The sequence below is a fragment of the Roseateles sp. AC306 genome, from assembly GCF_979253795.1.
Map to the genome: position 1 here is coordinate 606,239 of NZ_CEEDEB010000001.1, position 17,620 is coordinate 623,858.

Below are 17,620 nucleotides of genomic sequence, written 5' to 3' on the forward strand. Positions count from 1 at the left end.
CAAATTGCAAACCCCAGCGAAATTGATCGTCATTCTGGGCACCGGCGGCACGATTGCTGGCACCGCTGCAAGCGCCAGCGACGGCGTGGGCTACACGGCCGCGCAGCTGCGTGTCGAGGACTTGCTCGCTGCTGTGCCGGCATTGGTGGGGCGGCCATTGGAGGCGCAGCAGGTCGCACAGTTGGACAGCAAGGACATGGACTGTGCGACCTGGCAGCGCCTCGCGCATGCCGTGCAGGCGCAGTTGGCGCGGCCCGAGGTGGCGGGCGTCGTTATCAGCCACGGCACGGACACGCTGGAGGAGACAGCCTACTTTCTGCACCGCGTGCTGGCGCCAACCAAGCCCGTGGTGCTGACGGCGGCGATGCGGCCGGCGACGGCGCTGGCGCCCGACGGGCCGCAGAATCTTTTCGACGCTGTGCAAGTGGCGGCCACCCGGGGCGCCATGGGTGTGGTCGTTGTGCTGGCGGGTCGCGTGCATGACGCGATACAGGTGCGCAAGACGCACAGCTACCGCGTCGATGCCTTCGAATCGGTGGACGGCGCGCTCGTGGCCCGGGTGGAGGAGGGCGCGGTCCGGCTTGTTGGCCGCTGGCCGGTGGGTGAGGCGTTAGGTCTGAATCGTGTCGCAAGGCCGGCGGAGAGCTGGCCACGCGTCGACATCGTGCTCAACCACGCCGGCGCCGATGGCCGTGTCGTGCAGGCACTGCTAACGGCGGGTGTGGACGGCATCGTCGCAGCCGGGACAGGCAACGGCACGCTGAGCATGACCCTGGAGGATGCGCTGCGTGACGCCGAGGTGCGCGGCGTACGCGTGCTGCGCAGCACGCGCTGCGACGCCGGGCCGGTGATGGACCTGCCCGGCCTGCTGCCGAGTGCCGGTGCACTGAGTCCGGTCAAGGCCAGGATCGAGCTGATCCTGGTCCTGCTCGCGGGCTGATCAGACGATCGTCAGCGTCACGTCCACATTGCCGCGCGTGGCGTTGGAGTACGGGCATACCTCGTGGGCGGTGGCCACCAGCGCTTCCAGTGCGGCGCGCTCCATGCCGGGCACGGAGATCTTCATATCGACCTGGATGCCGAAGGCGCCCGGCTTGTTGGCGTGCGGGCCGATGGCGACATCGCTGGTGATGGACACCTCGGCGGGCAGGCTGATCTTCTGCTTGCCGGCGACGGCCTTCATCGCGCCGATGAAGCAGGCGGAGTAGCCGGCCGCGAACAACTGCTCGGGGTTGGTGCCCGGGCCGCCGGCGCCGCCCAGTTCCTTGGGCGTGGACAGCGTCACGTCGATGGCGCCATCGGAAGACTTGGCAGTGCCGGCGCGGCCGCCAGTGGCAGTTGCGGTGGCGGTGTAGAGGGCTTTTTCGATGGCCATGGGGGCTCCTTTGGGGGTCGTGGTGGGAAAGGTGATCAGTCGGTAGTGGCTTGACTCAGCTGCTGCCGGAGTTCGTGCAGCCGCTGGGTCAGTGCGACGAGCTCGTCCAGCTCGCAGGCGCTGGCGCAGGCGAGCTGGTTGGGGATGTCCAGCGCCAGGGAGCGCAGCTTGCGGCCTGCGGGTGTCAGAAACAAGTCGACGCGGCGCTCGTCGTCCGTGGCACGGAGGCGCTCGACATGGCCCAGCAGCTCCAGTCGCTTGAGCAGTGGCGTCAACGTGCCAGAGTCCAGCGACAGGCGTTGGCCGAGCGCGGACACGCTCAGGCCATCAGCCTCCCACAGCACCAGCATGGCGAGGTATTGCGGATAGGTCAGGCCCAGCGGCGCCAGCAGCGGCTTGTAGAGCTTGGTCATGGCCAGCGAGCTGCTGTACAGCGCGAAACACAATTGACGATCGAGCTGCAGCCATTGCGTGCGGGGATCGCTGGCGGTGGACGGCTTGGCGCGTGGCATGGCTTCTAATGTAGTTGGCAATTCAATTGCGTACAAGTTAAATGGTCTTTCCCACGTCTTTTAGCGACAGGGGACCTTAGGGCCATCTGCGAGGATGCGCCACCCCAATCAATGATGAGGAGAGAGACGATGCAGACACTCGCAATCGTGCTGGCGGCGCTGGTGGCACTGCTGCACCTGTACTTCCTGGTGCTGGAAATGTTCTTCTGGACCAAGCCGCTGGGCCGCAAGGCCTTCGGGCTGAAGGCGGACTTTGCCGAGCAGAGCAAGTCGCTGGCGGCCAACCAGGGGCTCTACAACGGCTTTCTCGCTGCGGGCCTGGCCTGGGGCCTCGTGCAGGGCGCCGCGGGAGCGGGCAAGCCCTGGCTGGTGTTCTTCCTGGGCTGTGTCGTCGTGGCCGGCGTATTCGGCGCGGCTACGGCCTCCAGGAAGATCTTGTTCGTGCAGGCGCTGCCGGGCGCACTGGCCCTGGCAGCGGTGCTTCTTAGCTGAGCGCTTCGATCTGCTCGCCCAGCTCCAGCCAACGGGCTTCGTCGGCTTCGAGCTGGTCGCTGATCGCCTTCAGCCTTTTGCCCATCTCGGCGATGGCCGACGCGGCGGCGCCTTCAGCGAGCTGAGCTTCGATGCTGGAGCGCTCCGTGGCAAGCGCATGCATGCGCTTGTCGATCTGCTCCATCTCCTTGCGCAGCGGCCGCGTCTGGTCGGCGAGCTTGGCGCGCGCCTGACCTGAGACCTTGCGGTCCTCGCGCGCTGCGGGGGCCGGCGCAGGTGCGGCGGCAACCACCGGCGCGGGCGCGGCTGCTGCCGCCGATTGCTTCTTGGCAGCGCGGGCGGCTTCCTTGCTCTGGTCGAGCAGCCACTTCTGGTAGTCGTCCAGGTCGCCGTCGAAGGGCTTGACGACGCCGTCGGCCACCAGCCAGAACTCGTCGCAGACCTCGCGCAGCAACGCGCGGTCGTGGCTGACCAGCATGACCGTGCCCTCGAACTCGTTGAGCGCCATCGACAGCGCCTCTCGCGTGTTCAGGTCCAGGTGGTTGGTGGGCTCGTCCAGCAGCAGCAGGTTGGGGCGCTGCCACACGAGCATGGCCAATACGAGGCGGGCCTTCTCGCCGCCGGACAGGCTGCCAACCTGCTGGTTAACCATGTCGCCGGTGAAGCGGAACTGCCCGAGGAAGTCGCGCAACTCCTGCTCGCGGCCGGCCGGGCCAACCTCGCGGGCCAGCCGCACCATGTGCTCCAGCGGGCCTTCGTCCAGCCGCAGCACGTCCAGCTCCTGCTGGGCGAAGTAGCCGATGGACAGGCCCTTGCCCTGCGTCAGCCTGCCGGCGAGTGCAGGTTGCGTACCGGCAATCGTCTTCACCAACGTCGACTTGCCCTGGCCGTTGGCGCCCAGGATGCCGATGCGCTGGCCGGCCAGCACGGAGCGGTCGATGTTGCGCACGATGGTGGTCGTGCCATAACCGGCCGACATCTCGTCGAACATCAGCATCGGGTTGGGCAGATTGAGCGGCTCGCGGAACTCGAAATTGAAGTCGGCCGAGGCGAGTACGGGCGCGAGGCGCTCCATGCGCTCCAGCGCCTTCACGCGGCTCTGCGCCTGCTTGGCTTTGCTGGCCTTGGCCTTGAAGCGGTCGATGAACTTCTGCAGGTGGGCCACGCGCTCCTGCTGCTTGGAGAAGGCCGCCTGCTGAAGCACCATGCGCTCGGCGCGCTGGGTCTCGAAGCTGGTGTAGTTGCCGCCGTAGCGCACCAGCTTGCCTTCGTCCAGATGCAGCGTGACCTTGGTGATGGCGTCGAGGAATTCGCGGTCGTGGCTGATGATGATCAGCGTGCCGTCGTAGCGCGCCAGCCAGGCTTCCAGCCAAACGAGGGCGTCCAGGTCCAAGTGGTTGGTGGGCTCGTCCAGCAGCATCAGCTCGGCCGGGCACATCAGCGCGCGGGCCAGCTGCAGGCGCATGCGCCAGCCGCCGGAGAAGCTGTTGACCGGGGCGTCGAGCTGCTCGCTCTTGAAGCCCAGGCCCATCAGCAACGCCTGGGCGCGCGAGCGGGCGTCGAAGGCGCCGACGTCGGCCAGAAGCGCATGCGCGTCAGCCATCGCGTGGCCATCGTTGGCGGCCTCCGCCGCTTCGAGCGCGGCGCGGGCGGCCACCAGCGGCAGGTCGCCCTCCAGCACGTAGTCGGTCGCGCCGTCGTCCGTCTCGGGCATGTTCTGGGCGACCTCGGAACGGCGCCAGTGCTTGGGCACCTCGACCTCGCCCTTGTCGTTGCCCAGGCGGTGGGTCAGCAGCGCAAACAGGCTGGACTTGCCGGCGCCGTTGCGACCGACAAGGCCGATCTTTTCGCCGGGTTGCAGCGTGGCGGACGCGTTGTCCAGCACCACCTTGACGCCGCGGCGCAGCGTGATATCGCGCAGCGTGATCATTGCAGGGCTTCCTTGGTCAGCAGCAGCACCTGGTCGGCGCCGGAGGAGGTTTCCAGCCAGACGGTCTCAAGCGTCGGAAAGGCGGCCTCGAAGTTCTCGCGCTCGTTGCCAATCTCCAGCACAAGCACGCCGTCGTCGGTCAAGGCAGCGGGCGCGGCGCGCAGCAGCTCGCGGATGAAGTCCATGCCGTCCGACCCGCCGGCCAGCGCCAGTTCGGGTTCGGCGCGGTATTCGGCGGGCAGGGCGGCCATGCTGGTGCTGTTCACGTAGGGCGGGTTGCAGAGAATCAAGTCGTAGGGTCCGGTGTTCTGGCTGACGGCGGCGGCCAGACCGTCGCCTTGCAGCAGGCGGATGCGCAGCGCCATATCGTGGCGCTCGACATTGAGCTTGGCGACGGCGAGCGCGTTGATGTCGATATCCAACGCATCCACTTCGACGTCGGGCCAGGCCAGCGCCGCCAGCACGGCCAGGCTACCGTTACCGGTGCACAGATCCAGCACGCGACGGCTGGTCGGATGCAGCCAGGGGTCGATGCTGGCGTCGGCGATCAGCTCGGCGATGAAGCTGCGCGGCACGATGGCGCGCTCGTCGATGGTGAAGGGCACGCCTTGCAGCCAGGCCTCGCCGGTCAGGTAGGCGGCGGGCTTGCGGGTCGAGATGCGCTCGTCGAGCAGGGCCGCGATGGCCGCCTGCTCGGCGTCGGTCAGCTCGCGCTCTTCATGCTCGTCCAGCGCGTCCACGGGCAGGCCCAGGCGCCACAGCGCGAGCCACGCGGCTTCGTCGAACGCGTTCGTCGTGCCATGGCCAAAAAACAAACCCGCCTGGTCAAGGCGGGCAGCTTGGGTTTCTATGCAGGTAATCAGTTTCAAGAGCCGCGGACGTCCAGGGTGATTTCGGTGAAGCTGGCTTCGTCGCCAGCCTTCTCTTCCTTGCGCGGCGCGGTCGACAGGCGGGCGCCCGGCGCCTCGTTCTGCAGCCGCCAGAGCAGGTTGGTCGGCGAGTCGGCAAAGGCCAGGCCTTCCTCGCGGGTGATGGTGCCGTCGGTGATGAGCTTTGCGAAGTGTTCTTCGTAGGTCTGCGAACCCTCGGCGATGGACTTCTCCATCGCCTCCTTGACGCCGGCGAAGTCACTGTTCTCGATCAGCTCCGACACCAGCTTGGTGTTCAGCAGGATCTCGATGACCGGCACGCGGCCGCCCGCGGTGGCGCGCACGAGGCGCTGCGAAATGACGGCCTTCAGGCCGGCCGCCAGGTCGTTCAGCAGAGCGGGGCGGGACTCCGGCGTGTAAAAGGACAGGATGCGGTTCAGCGCGTGGTAGGTGTTGTTGCCGTGCAGCGTGGCCAGCACGAGGTGGCCCGACAGTGCATAGCTGATGGCCGCCGTCATCGTGTCGCGGTCGCGGATCTCGCCGATCAGGATGCAGTCCGGCGCCTGGCGCAGTGCGTTCTTCAGCGCGATCTGCAGCGAGGCCGTGTCGCGGCCGATCTCGCGCTGGTTGACGACCGAGCGCTTGTTGCTGAACAGGTATTCGATCGGGTCCTCGATGGTGAGGATGTGCCCCGTCATGGTCTGGTTGCGCATCTCCAGCATGGACGCGAGCGTCGTGCTCTTGCCGGTGCCGGTGGCGCCCACCATCAGGATGAGGCCGCGCTTCTCCTTGATCATGCCGCCCAGCACGGGCGGCAGCTGCAGGCTCTCCAGCGTCGGGATGTCATGCGGGATGTGGCGAAACACGCCGGCGATGGAGCCGCGCTGGCGAAAGCCCGACAGCCGGAAGCTGCCGACGCCGCGCACCGACACGGCCATGTTCAGCTCGCCCGTGTTGTCCAGCTCGGCCATGCTGCCGGGGTCGATGACCTCGGCGATGAGCTGGCGCGGCTGCGGTGGCGTCAGCAGCTGGTCGGACAGCTGCACGGTCTGCCCGTTGATGCGGATCAGCACCGGCATATTGGCCGACAGGTAGCAGTCCGAAGCACCCTTGTCGGCCATCAGCCGAAGGATGCGCTCCATGTTGCCGGCGCTGGGGCTGCTCATGATCAGGCGCGCAGCAATTCGTTGATGCTGGTCTTGGAGCGCGTTTGCGCATCGACCCGCTTGACGATGATGGCCGCGTACAGGCTGTAGCGGCCACCGTCCTTGGGCAGCGAGCCCGAGATGACGACGGAGCCGGCCGGGATGCGGCCGTAGCTGACGGTGTCGGTCGCACGGTCGTAGATCGGCGTGCTCTGGCCGATGTAGACGCCCATCGAGATCACCGAGTTCTCTTCGACGATGACGCCTTCGACGACCTCGGAGCGGGCGCCGACGAAGCAGTTGTCTTCGATGATGGTCGGGTTGGCCTGCAGCGGCTCCAGCACGCCGCCGATGCCGACGCCGCCGCTCAGGTGCACGTTCTTGCCGATCTGCGCACAGGAGCCGACGGTGGCCCAGGTGTCGACCATGGCGCCTTCGTCGACGTAGGCGCCGATGTTCACGTAGCTGGGCATCAGCACGACGTTCTTGGCCTGGAAGCTGCCGCGGCGGGCGACGGCCGGCGGCACGACACGAACGCCGCTGGCGCGCAGCTGTTCGGTGCTCCAGCCGGCGTACTTGGTGGGCACCTTGTCGAAGAAGGTCAGGTCCTTGTCGCCCATCATGCGGTTGTCGTTCAGTCGGAACGACAGCAGCACGGCCTTCTTGATCCACTGGTGCACCGTCCACTGGCCGACGCTTTCGCGGGTGGCCACGCGCAGGCGGCCGGCATCCAGTTCGGCGATGACATGGTCGACAGCCTGGCGCAACTCGGGGGCGTTGACGGGGTCGAGCGAGGCGCGGTTGTCCCAGGCGAGGTCGATCAGGCTTTGCAGTTCGGCGGTGTTCATCAGCGGGATTTCGTAAAGGAAACGATGCGGCGGGCGGCTTCGAGGCATTCGGCCTCGTCGGCGACCAGAGCCAGGCGGATGCGCCCGGCGCCGGGGTTGTTGCCGTGGGCGGTGCGGGCCAGCAGGCTGCCCGGCAGGACGACGAGATTGTATTGAGCGAGCAGGCCTTGGGCGAAGGCGATGTCGTCGCCGCCGGGGACAGCGGCCCAAAGGTAGAAGCCGGCGTCGGGCAGGGCGACGTCCAGCACCTCGGCCAACAACGGCGTGACCTCGGCGAACTTTCGGCGATAGCGCGCGCGGTTCTCGATGACGTGCGCCTCGTCGCTCCAGGCGGCGAGGCTGGCGGCCTGCACGATGGGGTTCATGGCGCTGCCGTGGTAGGTGCGGTAGAGCAGGAACTTCTTCAGCAGCGCCGCGTCGCCGGCCACGAAGCCCGAGCGCAAGCCGGGCACGTTGGAGCGCTTGGACAGCGACGTGAACGAGATGAGATTCTTGAAGTCGTGCCTGCCCAGCCTGGCGGCGGCTTCCAGCCCGCCCAACGGTGCTTCGTCGCGGAAGTAGATCTCCGAATAGCACTCGTCCGACGCGATGACAAAGCCGTGGCGGTCGCTCAGCTCGAACAGCGCCTGCCACTCGGACAGCGGCATCACCGCGCCGCTGGGGTTGCCCGGCGAGCAGACGTAGAGCAGCTGCGTCCTGGCCCAGGTGGCGTCATCGATCTGGCTCCAGTCGACGGCGAAGTTGCGCGCCGGGTCGGAGTTGGCAAAGACGACCTCGGCGCCGGCCAGCAGCGCCGCGCCTTCGTAAATTTGATAGAAGGGGTTGGGGCAGACAACCGTGGCGCCGGGGCGGCTGGCATCCACCACCGTTTGCGCGATGGCGAACAGCGCCTCGCGCGAACCGTTGACGGGCAGGACTTGCGTCACCGGGTTCAGCGTCAGGCCGTAGCGGCGCGAGATCCAGGCGGCGATGGCCTCGCGCAGCACGGGGGTACCGGCCGTGGCGGGGTAGACGGCCAGGCTCTTCATCGCACCGTTGATGGCTTCCGCGATCAAGGCAGGTGCCGCGTGGCGGGGTTCGCCGATGCCCAGCGAGATCGGCGCCAGAGACGGGTTGGGCGTTATGCCGGCGGTCAGTTCGCGCAGGCGTTCGAAGGGGTAGGGCTGGAGCCTGTCCAGGCGCGGATTGACGGAAAAACTCATGCGGGGATGATAGGGTGGTCGTTGGGGTCGACCATGCGGCCGGTGCCTGGGGAGGCAAGAACATGAAACGCGTTTGGCTGACCATTTGCGGGCTTGCCGCGAGTGCTGCCGTCACGGCGCAGGCCGTCTGTACCCGGGTGGTCGTTACCGCCGACCCGGAGTACCCGCCCTATGCGTGGTACGACGGCCAGACGCTGCGCGGCGCCAGCGTCGACGTCGTGCTGGCGGTGCTGCAGGCCATGAAGCTGCCCTATGAGCTGCGCTATGTCGGCCCTTTCGTTCGCGTGCTGCAGACGGCCCGGATGGGCGACGTGGACATCATCACCGAGCTCAAGCGCAAACCCGATCGCGAGCTGTACCTCGCCTACACCGACACGCCCATCTTCTCCAACCCGAGCTCGGTCTTCGTGCGCGCCGGGCAGAACCTGAAGTTCACCAAGCGCGAAGACCTGCGAGGCCTGCGCGGCGGCGTCACGCATGGCACGCGCTTTGGTGCCGGACTGGACGAGTTCATCGAAGCCGAGCTCAGCGTCGAGGCCGGGCCGGGCATCAAGCAAAACTTCCTGAAGCTCGACGCCGGGCGCATCGACTACTTCATCTCGCCGCATTACCCGGCGCTGGCGCACCTGATCTCGACGGGAAACGAAGCGCGCTACCGCGTGCTCAAGCCCTTTGTCGCCGAGGCGCTGAACTATGTCGGCTGGTCGCGGCGCAGCGCCTGCCTGGGCCGGCTGCCGGAGTTCGACGCGATGCTCAAGCGCTATCTGACGGCGATGAACACAGGCCGCCTTCTGGACGAAAACCAGGAGGCTTGGCTTCGCAACCCCGTCATGAAGCGCTGATTAACCGAGCATCCCCGACTCGAAGCCATGCGCCGGCAGGTCCACGCGCGGCGCGGGCGCCCAGCCGGCCTTGCGGTGCTCGGCCACGACGTTGGTGTAGATGCCGCCGCGCACATACCACTTGGCCGTGATGCGGATGAAGCGCGGGTCGGTCACGGCGACGATGTCGTCGAGGATCTTGTTGGTGACCTTCTCGTGGAAGGAGCCCTCGTCGCGGTAGCTCCAGAAATACATCTTCAGGCTCTTGAGCTCCACGCAGAGCTCGTCGGCAATCATGTCGATGGTGAAGTGGGCGAAATCGGGCTGGCCGGTCAACGGGCAGTGACAGGTGAACTCGGGCACCTGGAACTGGATGACGTAGTCGCGCTCGGGATTCGGGTTCGGAAAGACCAGGATGTCCTTGCTGGGCTTGCTCGGCGGATTCGGCGGCACCTCGCGCATCTTGGGCTTGTTGTTCTTGGCGGCGGGGGTGGCGGACTTCTTGGTGGCCATGGTGCGGGGTCAATCTGAGAGGGGGCGAATGCTATCATCCGGCCCCATCGAAGCGCCCGTCAAAGGCGCTTTTCTTTAGCCAAATCAAGGGCTTACGAACCTTCCTCCATGCGGCTGAATTCGATCAAGCTCGCCGGCTTCAAGTCCTTTGCCGAACCCACCACCTTCCAGCTGCCCGGGCAGCTCGTCGGCGTGGTGGGTCCGAACGGCTGCGGCAAGTCCAACATCATGGACGCGGTGCGCTGGGTGCTGGGCGAGAGCAAGGCCAGCGAGCTGCGCGGCGAGTCCATGCAGGACGTCATCTTCAATGGCAGCGGCAATCGCAAGCCGGCGGGGCGAGCCAGCGTGGAGCTGGTCTTCGACAACCAGTCCGCCCGCGCCGGTGGGCCGTGGAACCAGTTCACCGAGATCGCCGTCAAGCGCGTGCTGACGCGCGACGGCACCAGCAGCTACTTCATCAACAACCAGCCGGTGCGTCGCCGCGACGTGCAGGACGTCTTCCTCGGCACGGGCCTGGGGCCACGCGCCTACGCCATCATTGGCCAGGGCACGATCTCGCGCATCATCGAGAGCAAGCCCGAGGAGCTGCGCCTGTTCCTGGAAGAAGCGGCCGGCGTGTCCAAGTACAAGGAACGCCGCCGCGAGACCGAGAACCGGCTCAAGGACACGCGCGAGAACCTGACCCGCGTCGACGACATCCTGCGCGAGCTGAACGCCAACCTGGAAAAGCTGGAACGCCAGGCCGAGGTGGCAGCCAGCTACCGCAGCCTCCAGGACGCCGGCACGCTGAAGCTGCACCAGCTGTGGTTCCTGAAGGCGCGCGACGCCGGCAATGAGGCGACGCGCGTGAAGACGGCGCATGCTTCAGCCCTCAACGCACTCGAATCCCGCACGGCCGAACTGCGCGCCGTCGAGGCGACCTTGGAAGAGGTGCGTCAGTCGCACTACGCCGCCGGCGACGAGCTGCACGCTTCACAGGGCCGTTATGCCGAGGCGCAGCTGGAAGTGAGCCGGCTGGAGGAGCGCATCCGCTTCGTCGTCGAGAGCCGCAACCGGGCCCAGGCGCGCCTGGCCGAGCTTCACGCGCAGGACCAGCAATGGCGCGAGCGCGCGGAGCAGTCTGCCGCTGAGCTGGAAGGCATCGCCGAGCAGATTGCCGGGGCCGACGAACAGAGCGAGATCCTGGCCGCCCAGGCCGAGGAACAGCAGGCTCAGCTGCCGCAGGCCGAAGACGCCGTGCGCGCCGCTCAGGCCCGCGCCAACGAGCAGCGCACGCTGGTGACGCAGGTGCAACAGCAGATCCAGGTGCTGGCGGCCGAGAGCCGCAGCGTGGACGAGCAGGCAAGGGCGCTGCGCCAGCGTGAGGACCGGCTGACGGCCGAGTCCCGTGCACTCGGTGCGCCGGATCACGAGGCCTTGGAGCAAGTGCGCGAACGCGCCGCTGCGGCCGACGAGGCGCGCGAGCTGTCCGACGGGCGCCTGCAGGAGCTGGCCGAGCAGCTGCCGCAACTGGAGGAACAGCGCCGCAACGCGCAGCAGGACGCGAACGCGCAGCTTGCCAGGCAGTCGGACCTGACCGCCCGCCTGGAAGCGCTGAAGGCGCTGCAGGAAAAGGTGCAAACCGAGGGCAAGCTCAAGCCGTGGCTGGCCAAGCATGGCCTCGATGGCCTGCAAGGCCTGTGGACCCGGCTGCACATCGAACACGGCTGGGAGAACGCGCTGGAGGCTGCGCTGCGCGAGCGCATGGGCGCGCTCAGCGTCGGCCGGCTGGACACGGTGCGGGCCTTCGAGGCCGATGCGCCGCCCGCGAAGCTGACTTTCTATTCGACGCCGACGGGATCGATCACCAACACGCACGAGACGCTGCCCAAGCTCAGCGAGCTGCTGCGCCTGAACGACGCCGGCCTCGGCGCGCTGCTGAACGACTGGCTCGAAGGCGTCTACACCGCGCCGACGCTGGACGAAGCGCTGGCCGCGCGCGGCAAGCTCACGCATGGCGAGCTGATCCTGACGCCGGCCGGTCATGCGGTCGGCCAGTTCTCGGTGACGTTTTACGCGCCTGACTCCGAACAGGCCGGCCTGCTGGCTCGCGCCCAGGAAATCGAGCAACTGACCACCGGGCAGCGCGCGCAGAACCTGATTGCCGATGAAGCCCGCATCACGCTGAGCCGCATCGAGCACCAATTCAACGACGCCAACGGCCGCCTCGCGACGCTGCGCCGCGAGGCCAGCGAGGCGCAGACGCGCGCCCACCAGATCCACGTCGAGCTGCTGCGCCTGAGCCAGCAGGCCGAGGCCAGCCAGCAGCGCCGAAGCGCGCTGGACGCCGAGCTGGCCGAGATCGCTGCCCAGCAGGAGGGCCTGCAGGAGCGCCGCGCGGTGGGAGAGGCGCGCTTCGAAGAGCTGGACATCCAGCTCGGCGACGCCCAGCAGCGCCATGCCGAACTGGAAGACGGCACCATCGCCGCCGAACGCAAGCTGGCCGATGCCCGCGAGCAGCTGCGCGGGCTGGAGCGCCGCGCCCAGGAAGCGCGCTTTGCCACGCAGACGCTGGCCGCCCGCCGTGGTGAGCTGCAGCGCGGCATCGAGACCGCGCAGGCGCAGATCGCCACGGTTGCCACCTCCGCCGCCAGCCTGCAGACCGAGCTGGACGGCTTCAACGACGTGGCGGCCCAGACCGGCCTGCAGGACGCTCTGGCCCTCAAGCTCGAACGCGAACAGGCTCTAGCGGCAGTGCGTGCGAACTACGACGACCTGTCGCTGCGCCTGCGCAAGGCCGATGAGCAGCGCATGGGTTTCGAGCGCAGCCTGGACCCGCTGCGCGAGGCCATCACCAAGCTGCAGCTCGAGGAGCAGGCCGCCCAGCTCGGCGGTGCGCAATACCGCGAGCAGCTCGAAGCGGCCGCCGTCGACCTCGAAGCGCTGGCGAAGTCGGTCGAGGAGAACGGCGTCAAGCTCCACGGCCTGCAGAGCGAGATCGACCGCATCAACCGCGAGATCGCCGCCCTCGGCGCCGTCAACCTGGCCGCACTCGACGAGCTGACCACCGCCCGCGAACGCAAGACCTTCCTGGACTCGCAGTGCGCCGACCTGAACTCGGCCATCGCCACGCTGGAAGACGCCATCCACAAGATCGACCTCGAGACCCGCGACCTGCTGGGCGCCACCTTCAACCAGGTCAACGACCATTTCGGCCGCATGTTCCCGGAGCTGTTCGGTGGCGGTGAGGCGCGGCTGGTGATGACGGGCGACGAGATCCTGGACGCCGGCGTGCAGGTCATGGCCCAGCCGCCGGGCAAGAAGAACAGCAGCATCCACCTGCTATCGGGCGGCGAGAAGGCGCTGACGGCGATTGCGCTGGTGTTCGCGATCTTCCAGCTCAACCCCGCACCCTTCTGCCTGCTGGACGAAGTGGACGCGCCGCTGGACGACGCCAACACCGAGCGTTACGCCAAGCTGGTGACGCAGATGAGCCGCGTCACGCAATTCCTCTTCATCTCGCACAACAAGATTGCGATGGAAATGGCCGAACAACTGATTGGGGTGACGATGCAGGAGCAGGGCGTTTCGCGCATCGTCGCGGTGGATATGGACAAGGCCCTGGCCATGGCGGACGCATGAACATCACCCTGACCAGCCTCCTGGCCATCCTTGGCGGCCTGATCCTGATCGCCGTCATCGTCCACGGCGCCTGGACGGCGCGCAAGGCCGGCCCCAAACGCGCCGTGCCGCCGCTGGAGGAGCCGCATTTCGATGGTCCCCCGCCCGCGCTCGGCGACGAAGCCGCCGTGGCGGCCGACCCGTTGGACGCGACGCTGCCCGCCGTGGCCCGCCCGCTGCGCCGGCAGTCGGCACGCATCGACGCGCTGATCGACGCGATCTCGACCATCACCGTCGAGCAGCCCGTCTCCGGTGAGCTGGCCCTGCAGCACCAGCCCGGCAGCCGCCGCGCCGGCACCAAGCCGCTGCAGATCGAAGGCCTGAACGCTCAGAGCGGCGACTGGGAACTGCCAGAGCCGGGCCAGCGCTACAGCGAGTTCCAGGCCGGCCTGAAGATGGCCAACCGCAGCGGCGCGCTCAACGAGATCGAGTACTCCGAGTTCGTGCAGAAGATCCAGGCCTTTGCCGACGGCGTGGGCGGCTTCGTGCAGTTCCCGGACATGCTGGACGTGGTGGCCCGCGCCCGCGAACTGGACCAGTTCGCTGCCAGCCACGACGCCCAGCTCGCCCTGCTGCTGCGCGCCAAGGGTGCGGCCTGGACGCCAGGCTTCGTGCAGCAGGCCGCGGGCCGGCACGGCTTCGTCGCCGGTGCGCTGCCGGGGCGACTCGTGATGCCCGCGGCCGAAGAGGGCGCGCCGCCGCTGCTGACGCTGCAGTTCGACGCCCAGGCCGCACTGGCCGAAGACCCCGAGGCGCAGTCGCTGCGCGAGCTGACACTGGCGCTGGACGTGCCGCAGACGCCGGCTGAAGCAGAGCCCTTTGCCGCCTGGCAGGAGGCCGCCCGCTCGCTGGCCCGCGACCTGGAGGCGGAGGTCTGCGACGACCGCGGCCAGGTGTTGGGCCTTCACGCCTTCGCCGCCATCGACGTCGAATTGAAGAAACTCTATGAAGCGCTGGCCGAGCGCGACCTGGCGGCTGGCTCACCTGCAGCACGCCGCTTGTTCAGCTGATTTCCGCCTGCGAACTAAGTCACGCATGAGCCCGCGCTGACGCGCCGGAAGGGCGCCACGCCCCCGCGTTTTGGGGGTTTTGACCGCCATTCCGGCCAGCCTCGCCCCGAAACTTAATCCCCTAGAACTAGGGATATCGGAGCGAGGAACATCATGACGATCTTGAAACTTTCGGCCACTGTGCTGGCACTGGGCTCGGCGATCTCGGCACAGGCTTCGCCTGTGCTGGTTTCCCAAACGGTCAACCTGGGGCAGGTGCTCAACGGCGGTGCACAGAACTTCCAGTTCGACCTCAGCGCTGCGCTGGCGCAGGCGGGTGTGTCGGGCGGCAACACGCTGTCGGGCAGCTTGATCGTGTACGGCGTCTCCGATGCGTCGTACGGTTCGACCAACACGTTCTATGGCAACTCTCAACAGCTCGGCTACTCCACCTACGTCGCCTATTACTCGGGCGGTTGCTATTACTCCTCGTGGGGTGGCGGCTACTGCAGCTATTACCCGGTGTACGGTTCCAACACCTCGATCGGCCGCGACATCGACGTGATCCACCGCGACACAGTGGCCGACACGATGCGCGTGACCGCCGGCGGCACGCAGGCCAGCGACACCGCTGACCAGACGTCGAACTGGGCCACCGGCTACGGCGGCTGGAACTACGAAGGCCAGACTGGCGGCCTGAACAACTACGTCTACTACAACCGCCAGCGCGACGTGTATGAAGCCGTCTATGGCGAGCTCTCCGTCAATGTCGGTCTGGATGGTCTGGCGCTGGCCGACCTGGCGCAGGACTCGATCCTCAGCTTCAACGTCGCCGCGACGGCGGGCCAGTTCCGTCTGCTGTCCGCCACGCTGAATGTGCAGGTCGAGCCCAACAGCGTGCCGGAACCTGCGGGCATTGCCTTGCTGGCCACGGCGGCCGTCACCGGCGCCGCCTTCACCCGCCGCCGCCGCAAGACGTCGTGACCGCACTCGACCGGGTCTTCCGCCTCAACCCCGCAGCGCAGCTGCGGATCGAGTCGGTTTCTGAAGACTGCCCGGTCCTGGTCGTCGACCAGTTCTACGAAGACCCCGACGCCGTGCGGCAACTGGCGCTGCACGGCAGCTTCGACAGCTCGCTGGCCTACTACCCCGGGCTGCACAGCAAGATCCCGGCGCAGGCGCTGCAACCGCTGTACGAGCAGCTCGGCAAACTTCTGGCCGCACTGGGCACGCCGGGGCTGTTGCCCGAGCACTTCAGCTCGGACTTCTCCATCGTCACGACGCCAGCGTCCGAGATGCTGGCCAACCAGAAGCATCCGCACATCGACGGGTTGCTGGTGGCGGGCGTCATCTACCTCAGCCCGCAGCTCGAGATCGGCACCTGCCTGTTTCGCCACCTGCCCACAGGCAAGGCCATGCTGCGCGACGCGGCGGAGATGGCCGCATACGGCGAATGGCTGCGCGAGCATGGTGAGGCCACGCAGCCGGCCGGCTACGCGGTGGAGCAGGACGGCATCTGGCAGCGGCTGCACACCATTGCCGGCCGTTACAACCGCCTCGTGATGTACCCCGGCAATGCCTTCCATTCGATCGACATGCGCGACGTGCAGGCCAACCACACGATGGACACTGCGCGTCTGACGCAGCGCCTGTTCGTCAATCCGCCTGCGGCAGCCACCCACTGAATCTCGTTCCGCCAAGGACACCATGCACCCGATCCGCAACATCGTCATCGTCGGGGGCGGCACCGCCGGCTGGCTGGCAGCGTGCTACCTGCAACGCACCATGGCATCCAACCCTGCCGCGGGCGTGCGCATCCGCCTGGTCGAGTCGCGCGACATCGGCACCATCGGCGTCGGTGAGGCCACCGTGCCCACGCTGCGCAGCACGCTCGCCGCTTTAGGCATCCCCGAGGCGGCTTTGTTCGCCAATGCAGACGCAACGCTGAAGAACGGCATCCGCTTTGCCGGCTGGCGCGAGGGCGGCTCCGCCGAGGCCGACCGTTATGACCATCCCTTCGAAGCGCCCGGGCCGTTCAACGGCTTCCCGCTGTCGATGCACTGGCTCGCCCTTAAGCAGCGCGGCGCGCCTGTGCCCGCCATGGCCGACGCATGCGTTGCGCAGACGGCATTGATGGACGACCTGCTGTCGCCCAAGACCATGCAGTCGCCCGACTACCAGGCGCCGCTCACCTACGCCTATCACCTGGACGCGGTCAAGCTGGCGGCGCTGCTGCGCGACACCGCCGTCTCGCGCGGCGTCGAGCATCTCGTCGGCGAGGTCGTCGACGTGCAGCGCTGCGACGCCGGCATTGCCAGCCTCGGCCTGGCCGACGGCACGCGCCTGGAAGGCGACTTCTTCTTCGACTGCAGCGGTTTTCATGCGCTGCTGCTCGGCAAGACCCTGGGCGTGCCCTGGCATTCCTATGCCGAGCAGCTCCCTTGCGACCGCGCGGTGGCCATGCCGTGGGCCTATGCCGACGCGCAGGGTCCGCTGCGCACCTACACCACCGCGACGGCTCAGCCCGCAGGCTGGACGTGGGAAATCGACCTGCAGTCACGCACGGGTTCGGGCTATGTCTATTCCTCCGCGCACTGCAGCGACGACGAGGCCGTGGCGACGTTGAAGCGCCAGATCGGGAACCGCCAAGCGCTGGCCGAGCCGCGCCTGCTGAAGATGCGCGTCGGCCGCCACGTGCGCAGCTGGGAAGGCAACTGCATGGCGCTGGGCCTGGCCGGCGGCTTCATCGAGCCGCTGGAATCGACCGCCATCTACCTGATCGAGTACGCGCTTCAGCTGTTCGTCGATCACCTGCCCAACGCCAGCGGGCTTGAGATCTGCCGCAGCCGCGTCAATCAATTGATGAGCACGGTTTACGACGAGCTGCGCGACTTCGTGCTGCTGCATTACGTGCTCTCCCAGCGGCGGGACAGCGGCTTCTGGCGCCACATCACCGAAGAAGTGGCACTGCCGCCCTCGCTGGTTGCGGACCTGCAACTGTGGGAGGTGAAGGCGCCGTCGCCGACCGACATGCGGCACCGGCTGTCGCTGTTCGGGGCGCACAACTGGTTCTACATCCTGGCCGGCCTGCACTGGCTGCCGGAGCAAGGCGTGGGCCAGGCGCCATTCATACCGCCGGCTGACAGCGTCGCGGCGCTGGACTATGTGCGCCAGGTGCGTGAAGTGGCCCGCCAGCAATCGCCAGGCATGCGCGACTACGCGCGCAAGGTGCGCGCCGCCTACGAGGGCCGCCCGCGCGCCTGA

16 protein-coding genes are annotated in these 17,620 nt (G+C 67.5%); 8 read left to right on the forward strand and 8 right to left on the reverse strand.

Annotation, left to right across the window (positions count from 1 at the left end; genetic code table 11):
- Nucleotides 1-22 precede the first annotated feature (22 nt).
- Entirely contained in the window at nt 23-940 is a 918-nt protein-coding gene (locus AC0IZJ_RS02435) for an asparaginase (protein ID WP_471846287.1), read from the forward strand.
- On the opposite strand, the gene AC0IZJ_RS02440 is transcribed toward AC0IZJ_RS02435, so the two are convergent.
- Nucleotides 941-1,375 carry an organic hydroperoxide resistance protein gene (locus AC0IZJ_RS02440; RefSeq protein ID WP_471846289.1) on the reverse strand — a complete coding sequence of 145 codons (435 nt, stop codon included), beginning with the start codon at nt 1,373-1,375 and terminating at the stop codon, nt 941-943.
- A gap of 35 nt (nt 1,376-1,410) precedes the next feature.
- Nucleotides 1,411-1,887 (reverse strand): MarR family winged helix-turn-helix transcriptional regulator, encoded by a 477-nt coding sequence (locus AC0IZJ_RS02445; RefSeq protein WP_471846291.1) that lies wholly within the window; start codon nt 1,885-1,887, stop codon nt 1,411-1,413.
- 129 nt (nt 1,888-2,016) lie between these two features.
- On the opposite strand from AC0IZJ_RS02445, the gene AC0IZJ_RS02450 reads away from it, so the two are divergent.
- A complete protein-coding gene (locus AC0IZJ_RS02450; RefSeq protein WP_471846293.1) occupies nt 2,017-2,379 on the forward strand; it encodes a DUF1304 domain-containing protein in 363 nt (120 codons plus the stop codon).
- On the opposite strand, the gene AC0IZJ_RS02455 is transcribed toward AC0IZJ_RS02450, so the two are convergent.
- From AC0IZJ_RS02455 to dapC, 5 genes are read right to left on the reverse strand one after another with little or no spacing between them, the layout of a single operon-like run.
- Nucleotides 2,372-4,309 (reverse strand): ATP-binding cassette domain-containing protein, encoded by a 1,938-nt coding sequence (locus AC0IZJ_RS02455; RefSeq protein ID WP_471846295.1) that lies wholly within the window; start codon nt 4,307-4,309, stop codon nt 2,372-2,374. The genes AC0IZJ_RS02450 and AC0IZJ_RS02455 overlap by 8 nt on opposite strands.
- A complete protein-coding gene (gene prmB, locus AC0IZJ_RS02460; protein ID WP_471846297.1) occupies nt 4,306-5,178 on the reverse strand; it encodes a 50S ribosomal protein L3 N(5)-glutamine methyltransferase in 873 nt (290 codons plus the stop codon). The genes AC0IZJ_RS02455 and prmB overlap by 4 nt, the downstream gene beginning before the upstream one ends.
- Nucleotides 5,175-6,344: a PilT/PilU family type 4a pilus ATPase gene (locus AC0IZJ_RS02465; RefSeq protein ID WP_471846299.1), complete on the reverse strand. Its 1,170-nt coding sequence runs from the start codon at nt 6,342-6,344 to the stop codon at nt 5,175-5,177. The genes prmB and AC0IZJ_RS02465 overlap by 4 nt, the downstream gene beginning before the upstream one ends.
- 2 nt (nt 6,345-6,346) lie before the next feature.
- Nucleotides 6,347-7,171: a 2,3,4,5-tetrahydropyridine-2,6-dicarboxylate N-succinyltransferase gene (dapD, locus tag AC0IZJ_RS02470; RefSeq protein WP_471846301.1), complete on the reverse strand. Its 825-nt coding sequence runs from the start codon at nt 7,169-7,171 to the stop codon at nt 6,347-6,349.
- Nucleotides 7,171-8,373: a succinyldiaminopimelate transaminase gene (gene dapC / locus AC0IZJ_RS02475; protein WP_471846303.1), complete on the reverse strand. Its 1,203-nt coding sequence runs from the start codon at nt 8,371-8,373 to the stop codon at nt 7,171-7,173. The genes dapD and dapC overlap by 1 nt, the downstream gene beginning before the upstream one ends.
- Nucleotides 8,374-8,435: 62 nt before the next feature.
- Between dapC and AC0IZJ_RS02480 the strand changes: the two genes are divergently transcribed.
- On the forward strand, nt 8,436-9,215 hold the full coding sequence (locus AC0IZJ_RS02480; protein ID WP_471846305.1) for a substrate-binding periplasmic protein: 780 nt from the start codon (nt 8,436-8,438) through the stop codon (nt 9,213-9,215).
- On the opposite strand, the gene queF is transcribed toward AC0IZJ_RS02480, so the two are convergent.
- The gene (queF, locus tag AC0IZJ_RS02485; protein ID WP_471847127.1) at nt 9,216-9,656 is read right to left on the reverse strand and encodes a preQ(1) synthase; all 441 of its coding nucleotides are present in this window, start codon (nt 9,654-9,656) and stop codon (nt 9,216-9,218) included.
- Nucleotides 9,657-9,815: 159 nt separating this feature from the next.
- Here queF and smc point away from each other — a divergent pair, with 159 nt between their 5' ends.
- From smc to AC0IZJ_RS02510, 5 genes are all read left to right on the forward strand, one after another.
- Nucleotides 9,816-13,328 carry a chromosome segregation protein SMC gene (smc, locus tag AC0IZJ_RS02490; RefSeq protein ID WP_471846307.1) on the forward strand — a complete coding sequence of 1,171 codons (3,513 nt, stop codon included), beginning with the start codon at nt 9,816-9,818 and terminating at the stop codon, nt 13,326-13,328.
- Nucleotides 13,325-14,377, forward strand: a complete 1,053-nt coding sequence (locus AC0IZJ_RS02495; protein ID WP_471846309.1) for a cell division protein ZipA C-terminal FtsZ-binding domain-containing protein — start codon at nt 13,325-13,327, stop codon at nt 14,375-14,377. The genes smc and AC0IZJ_RS02495 overlap by 4 nt, the downstream gene beginning before the upstream one ends.
- Before the next feature lie 153 nt (nt 14,378-14,530).
- Nucleotides 14,531-15,340, forward strand: coding sequence for a PEP-CTERM sorting domain-containing protein (locus AC0IZJ_RS02500; protein ID WP_471846311.1), 810 nt, complete (start codon nt 14,531-14,533; stop codon nt 15,338-15,340).
- A complete protein-coding gene (locus AC0IZJ_RS02505) occupies nt 15,337-16,041 on the forward strand; it encodes a DUF6445 family protein (protein WP_471846313.1) in 705 nt (234 codons plus the stop codon). The genes AC0IZJ_RS02500 and AC0IZJ_RS02505 overlap by 4 nt, the downstream gene beginning before the upstream one ends.
- A 22-nt stretch (nt 16,042-16,063) precedes the next feature.
- The gene (locus AC0IZJ_RS02510) at nt 16,064-17,620 is read left to right on the forward strand and encodes a tryptophan halogenase family protein (protein ID WP_471846315.1); all 1,557 of its coding nucleotides are present in this window, start codon (nt 16,064-16,066) and stop codon (nt 17,618-17,620) included.

Excerpts from the sequence above, each read along its gene's own strand:
- dapD (WP_471846301.1), bottom strand. The coding sequence starts at position 7,171 with ATGAACACCGCCGAACTGCAAAGCCTGATCGACCTCGCCTGGGACAAC.
- AC0IZJ_RS02450 (WP_471846293.1), top strand. The coding sequence starts at position 2,017 with ATGCAGACACTCGCAATCGTGCTGGCGGCGCTGGTGGCACTGCTGCAC.
- AC0IZJ_RS02480 (WP_471846305.1), top strand. The coding sequence starts at position 8,436 with ATGAAACGCGTTTGGCTGACCATTTGCGGGCTTGCCGCGAGTGCTGCC.
- AC0IZJ_RS02465 (WP_471846299.1), bottom strand. The coding sequence starts at position 6,344 with ATGAGCAGCCCCAGCGCCGGCAACATGGAGCGCATCCTTCGGCTGATG.
- AC0IZJ_RS02510 (WP_471846315.1), top strand. The coding sequence starts at position 16,064 with ATGCACCCGATCCGCAACATCGTCATCGTCGGGGGCGGCACCGCCGGC.
- AC0IZJ_RS02495 (WP_471846309.1), top strand. The coding sequence starts at position 13,325 with ATGAACATCACCCTGACCAGCCTCCTGGCCATCCTTGGCGGCCTGATC.
- AC0IZJ_RS02500 (WP_471846311.1), top strand. The coding sequence starts at position 14,531 with ATGACGATCTTGAAACTTTCGGCCACTGTGCTGGCACTGGGCTCGGCG.
- dapC (WP_471846303.1), bottom strand. The coding sequence starts at position 8,373 with ATGAGTTTTTCCGTCAATCCGCGCCTGGACAGGCTCCAGCCCTACCCC.
- AC0IZJ_RS02455 (WP_471846295.1), bottom strand. The coding sequence starts at position 4,309 with ATGATCACGCTGCGCGATATCACGCTGCGCCGCGGCGTCAAGGTGGTG.
- AC0IZJ_RS02445 (WP_471846291.1), bottom strand. The coding sequence starts at position 1,887 with ATGCCACGCGCCAAGCCGTCCACCGCCAGCGATCCCCGCACGCAATGG.
- smc (WP_471846307.1), top strand. The coding sequence starts at position 9,816 with ATGCGGCTGAATTCGATCAAGCTCGCCGGCTTCAAGTCCTTTGCCGAA.
- queF (WP_471847127.1), bottom strand. The coding sequence starts at position 9,656 with ATGCGCGAGGTGCCGCCGAATCCGCCGAGCAAGCCCAGCAAGGACATC.
- AC0IZJ_RS02440 (WP_471846289.1), bottom strand. The coding sequence starts at position 1,375 with ATGGCCATCGAAAAAGCCCTCTACACCGCCACCGCAACTGCCACTGGC.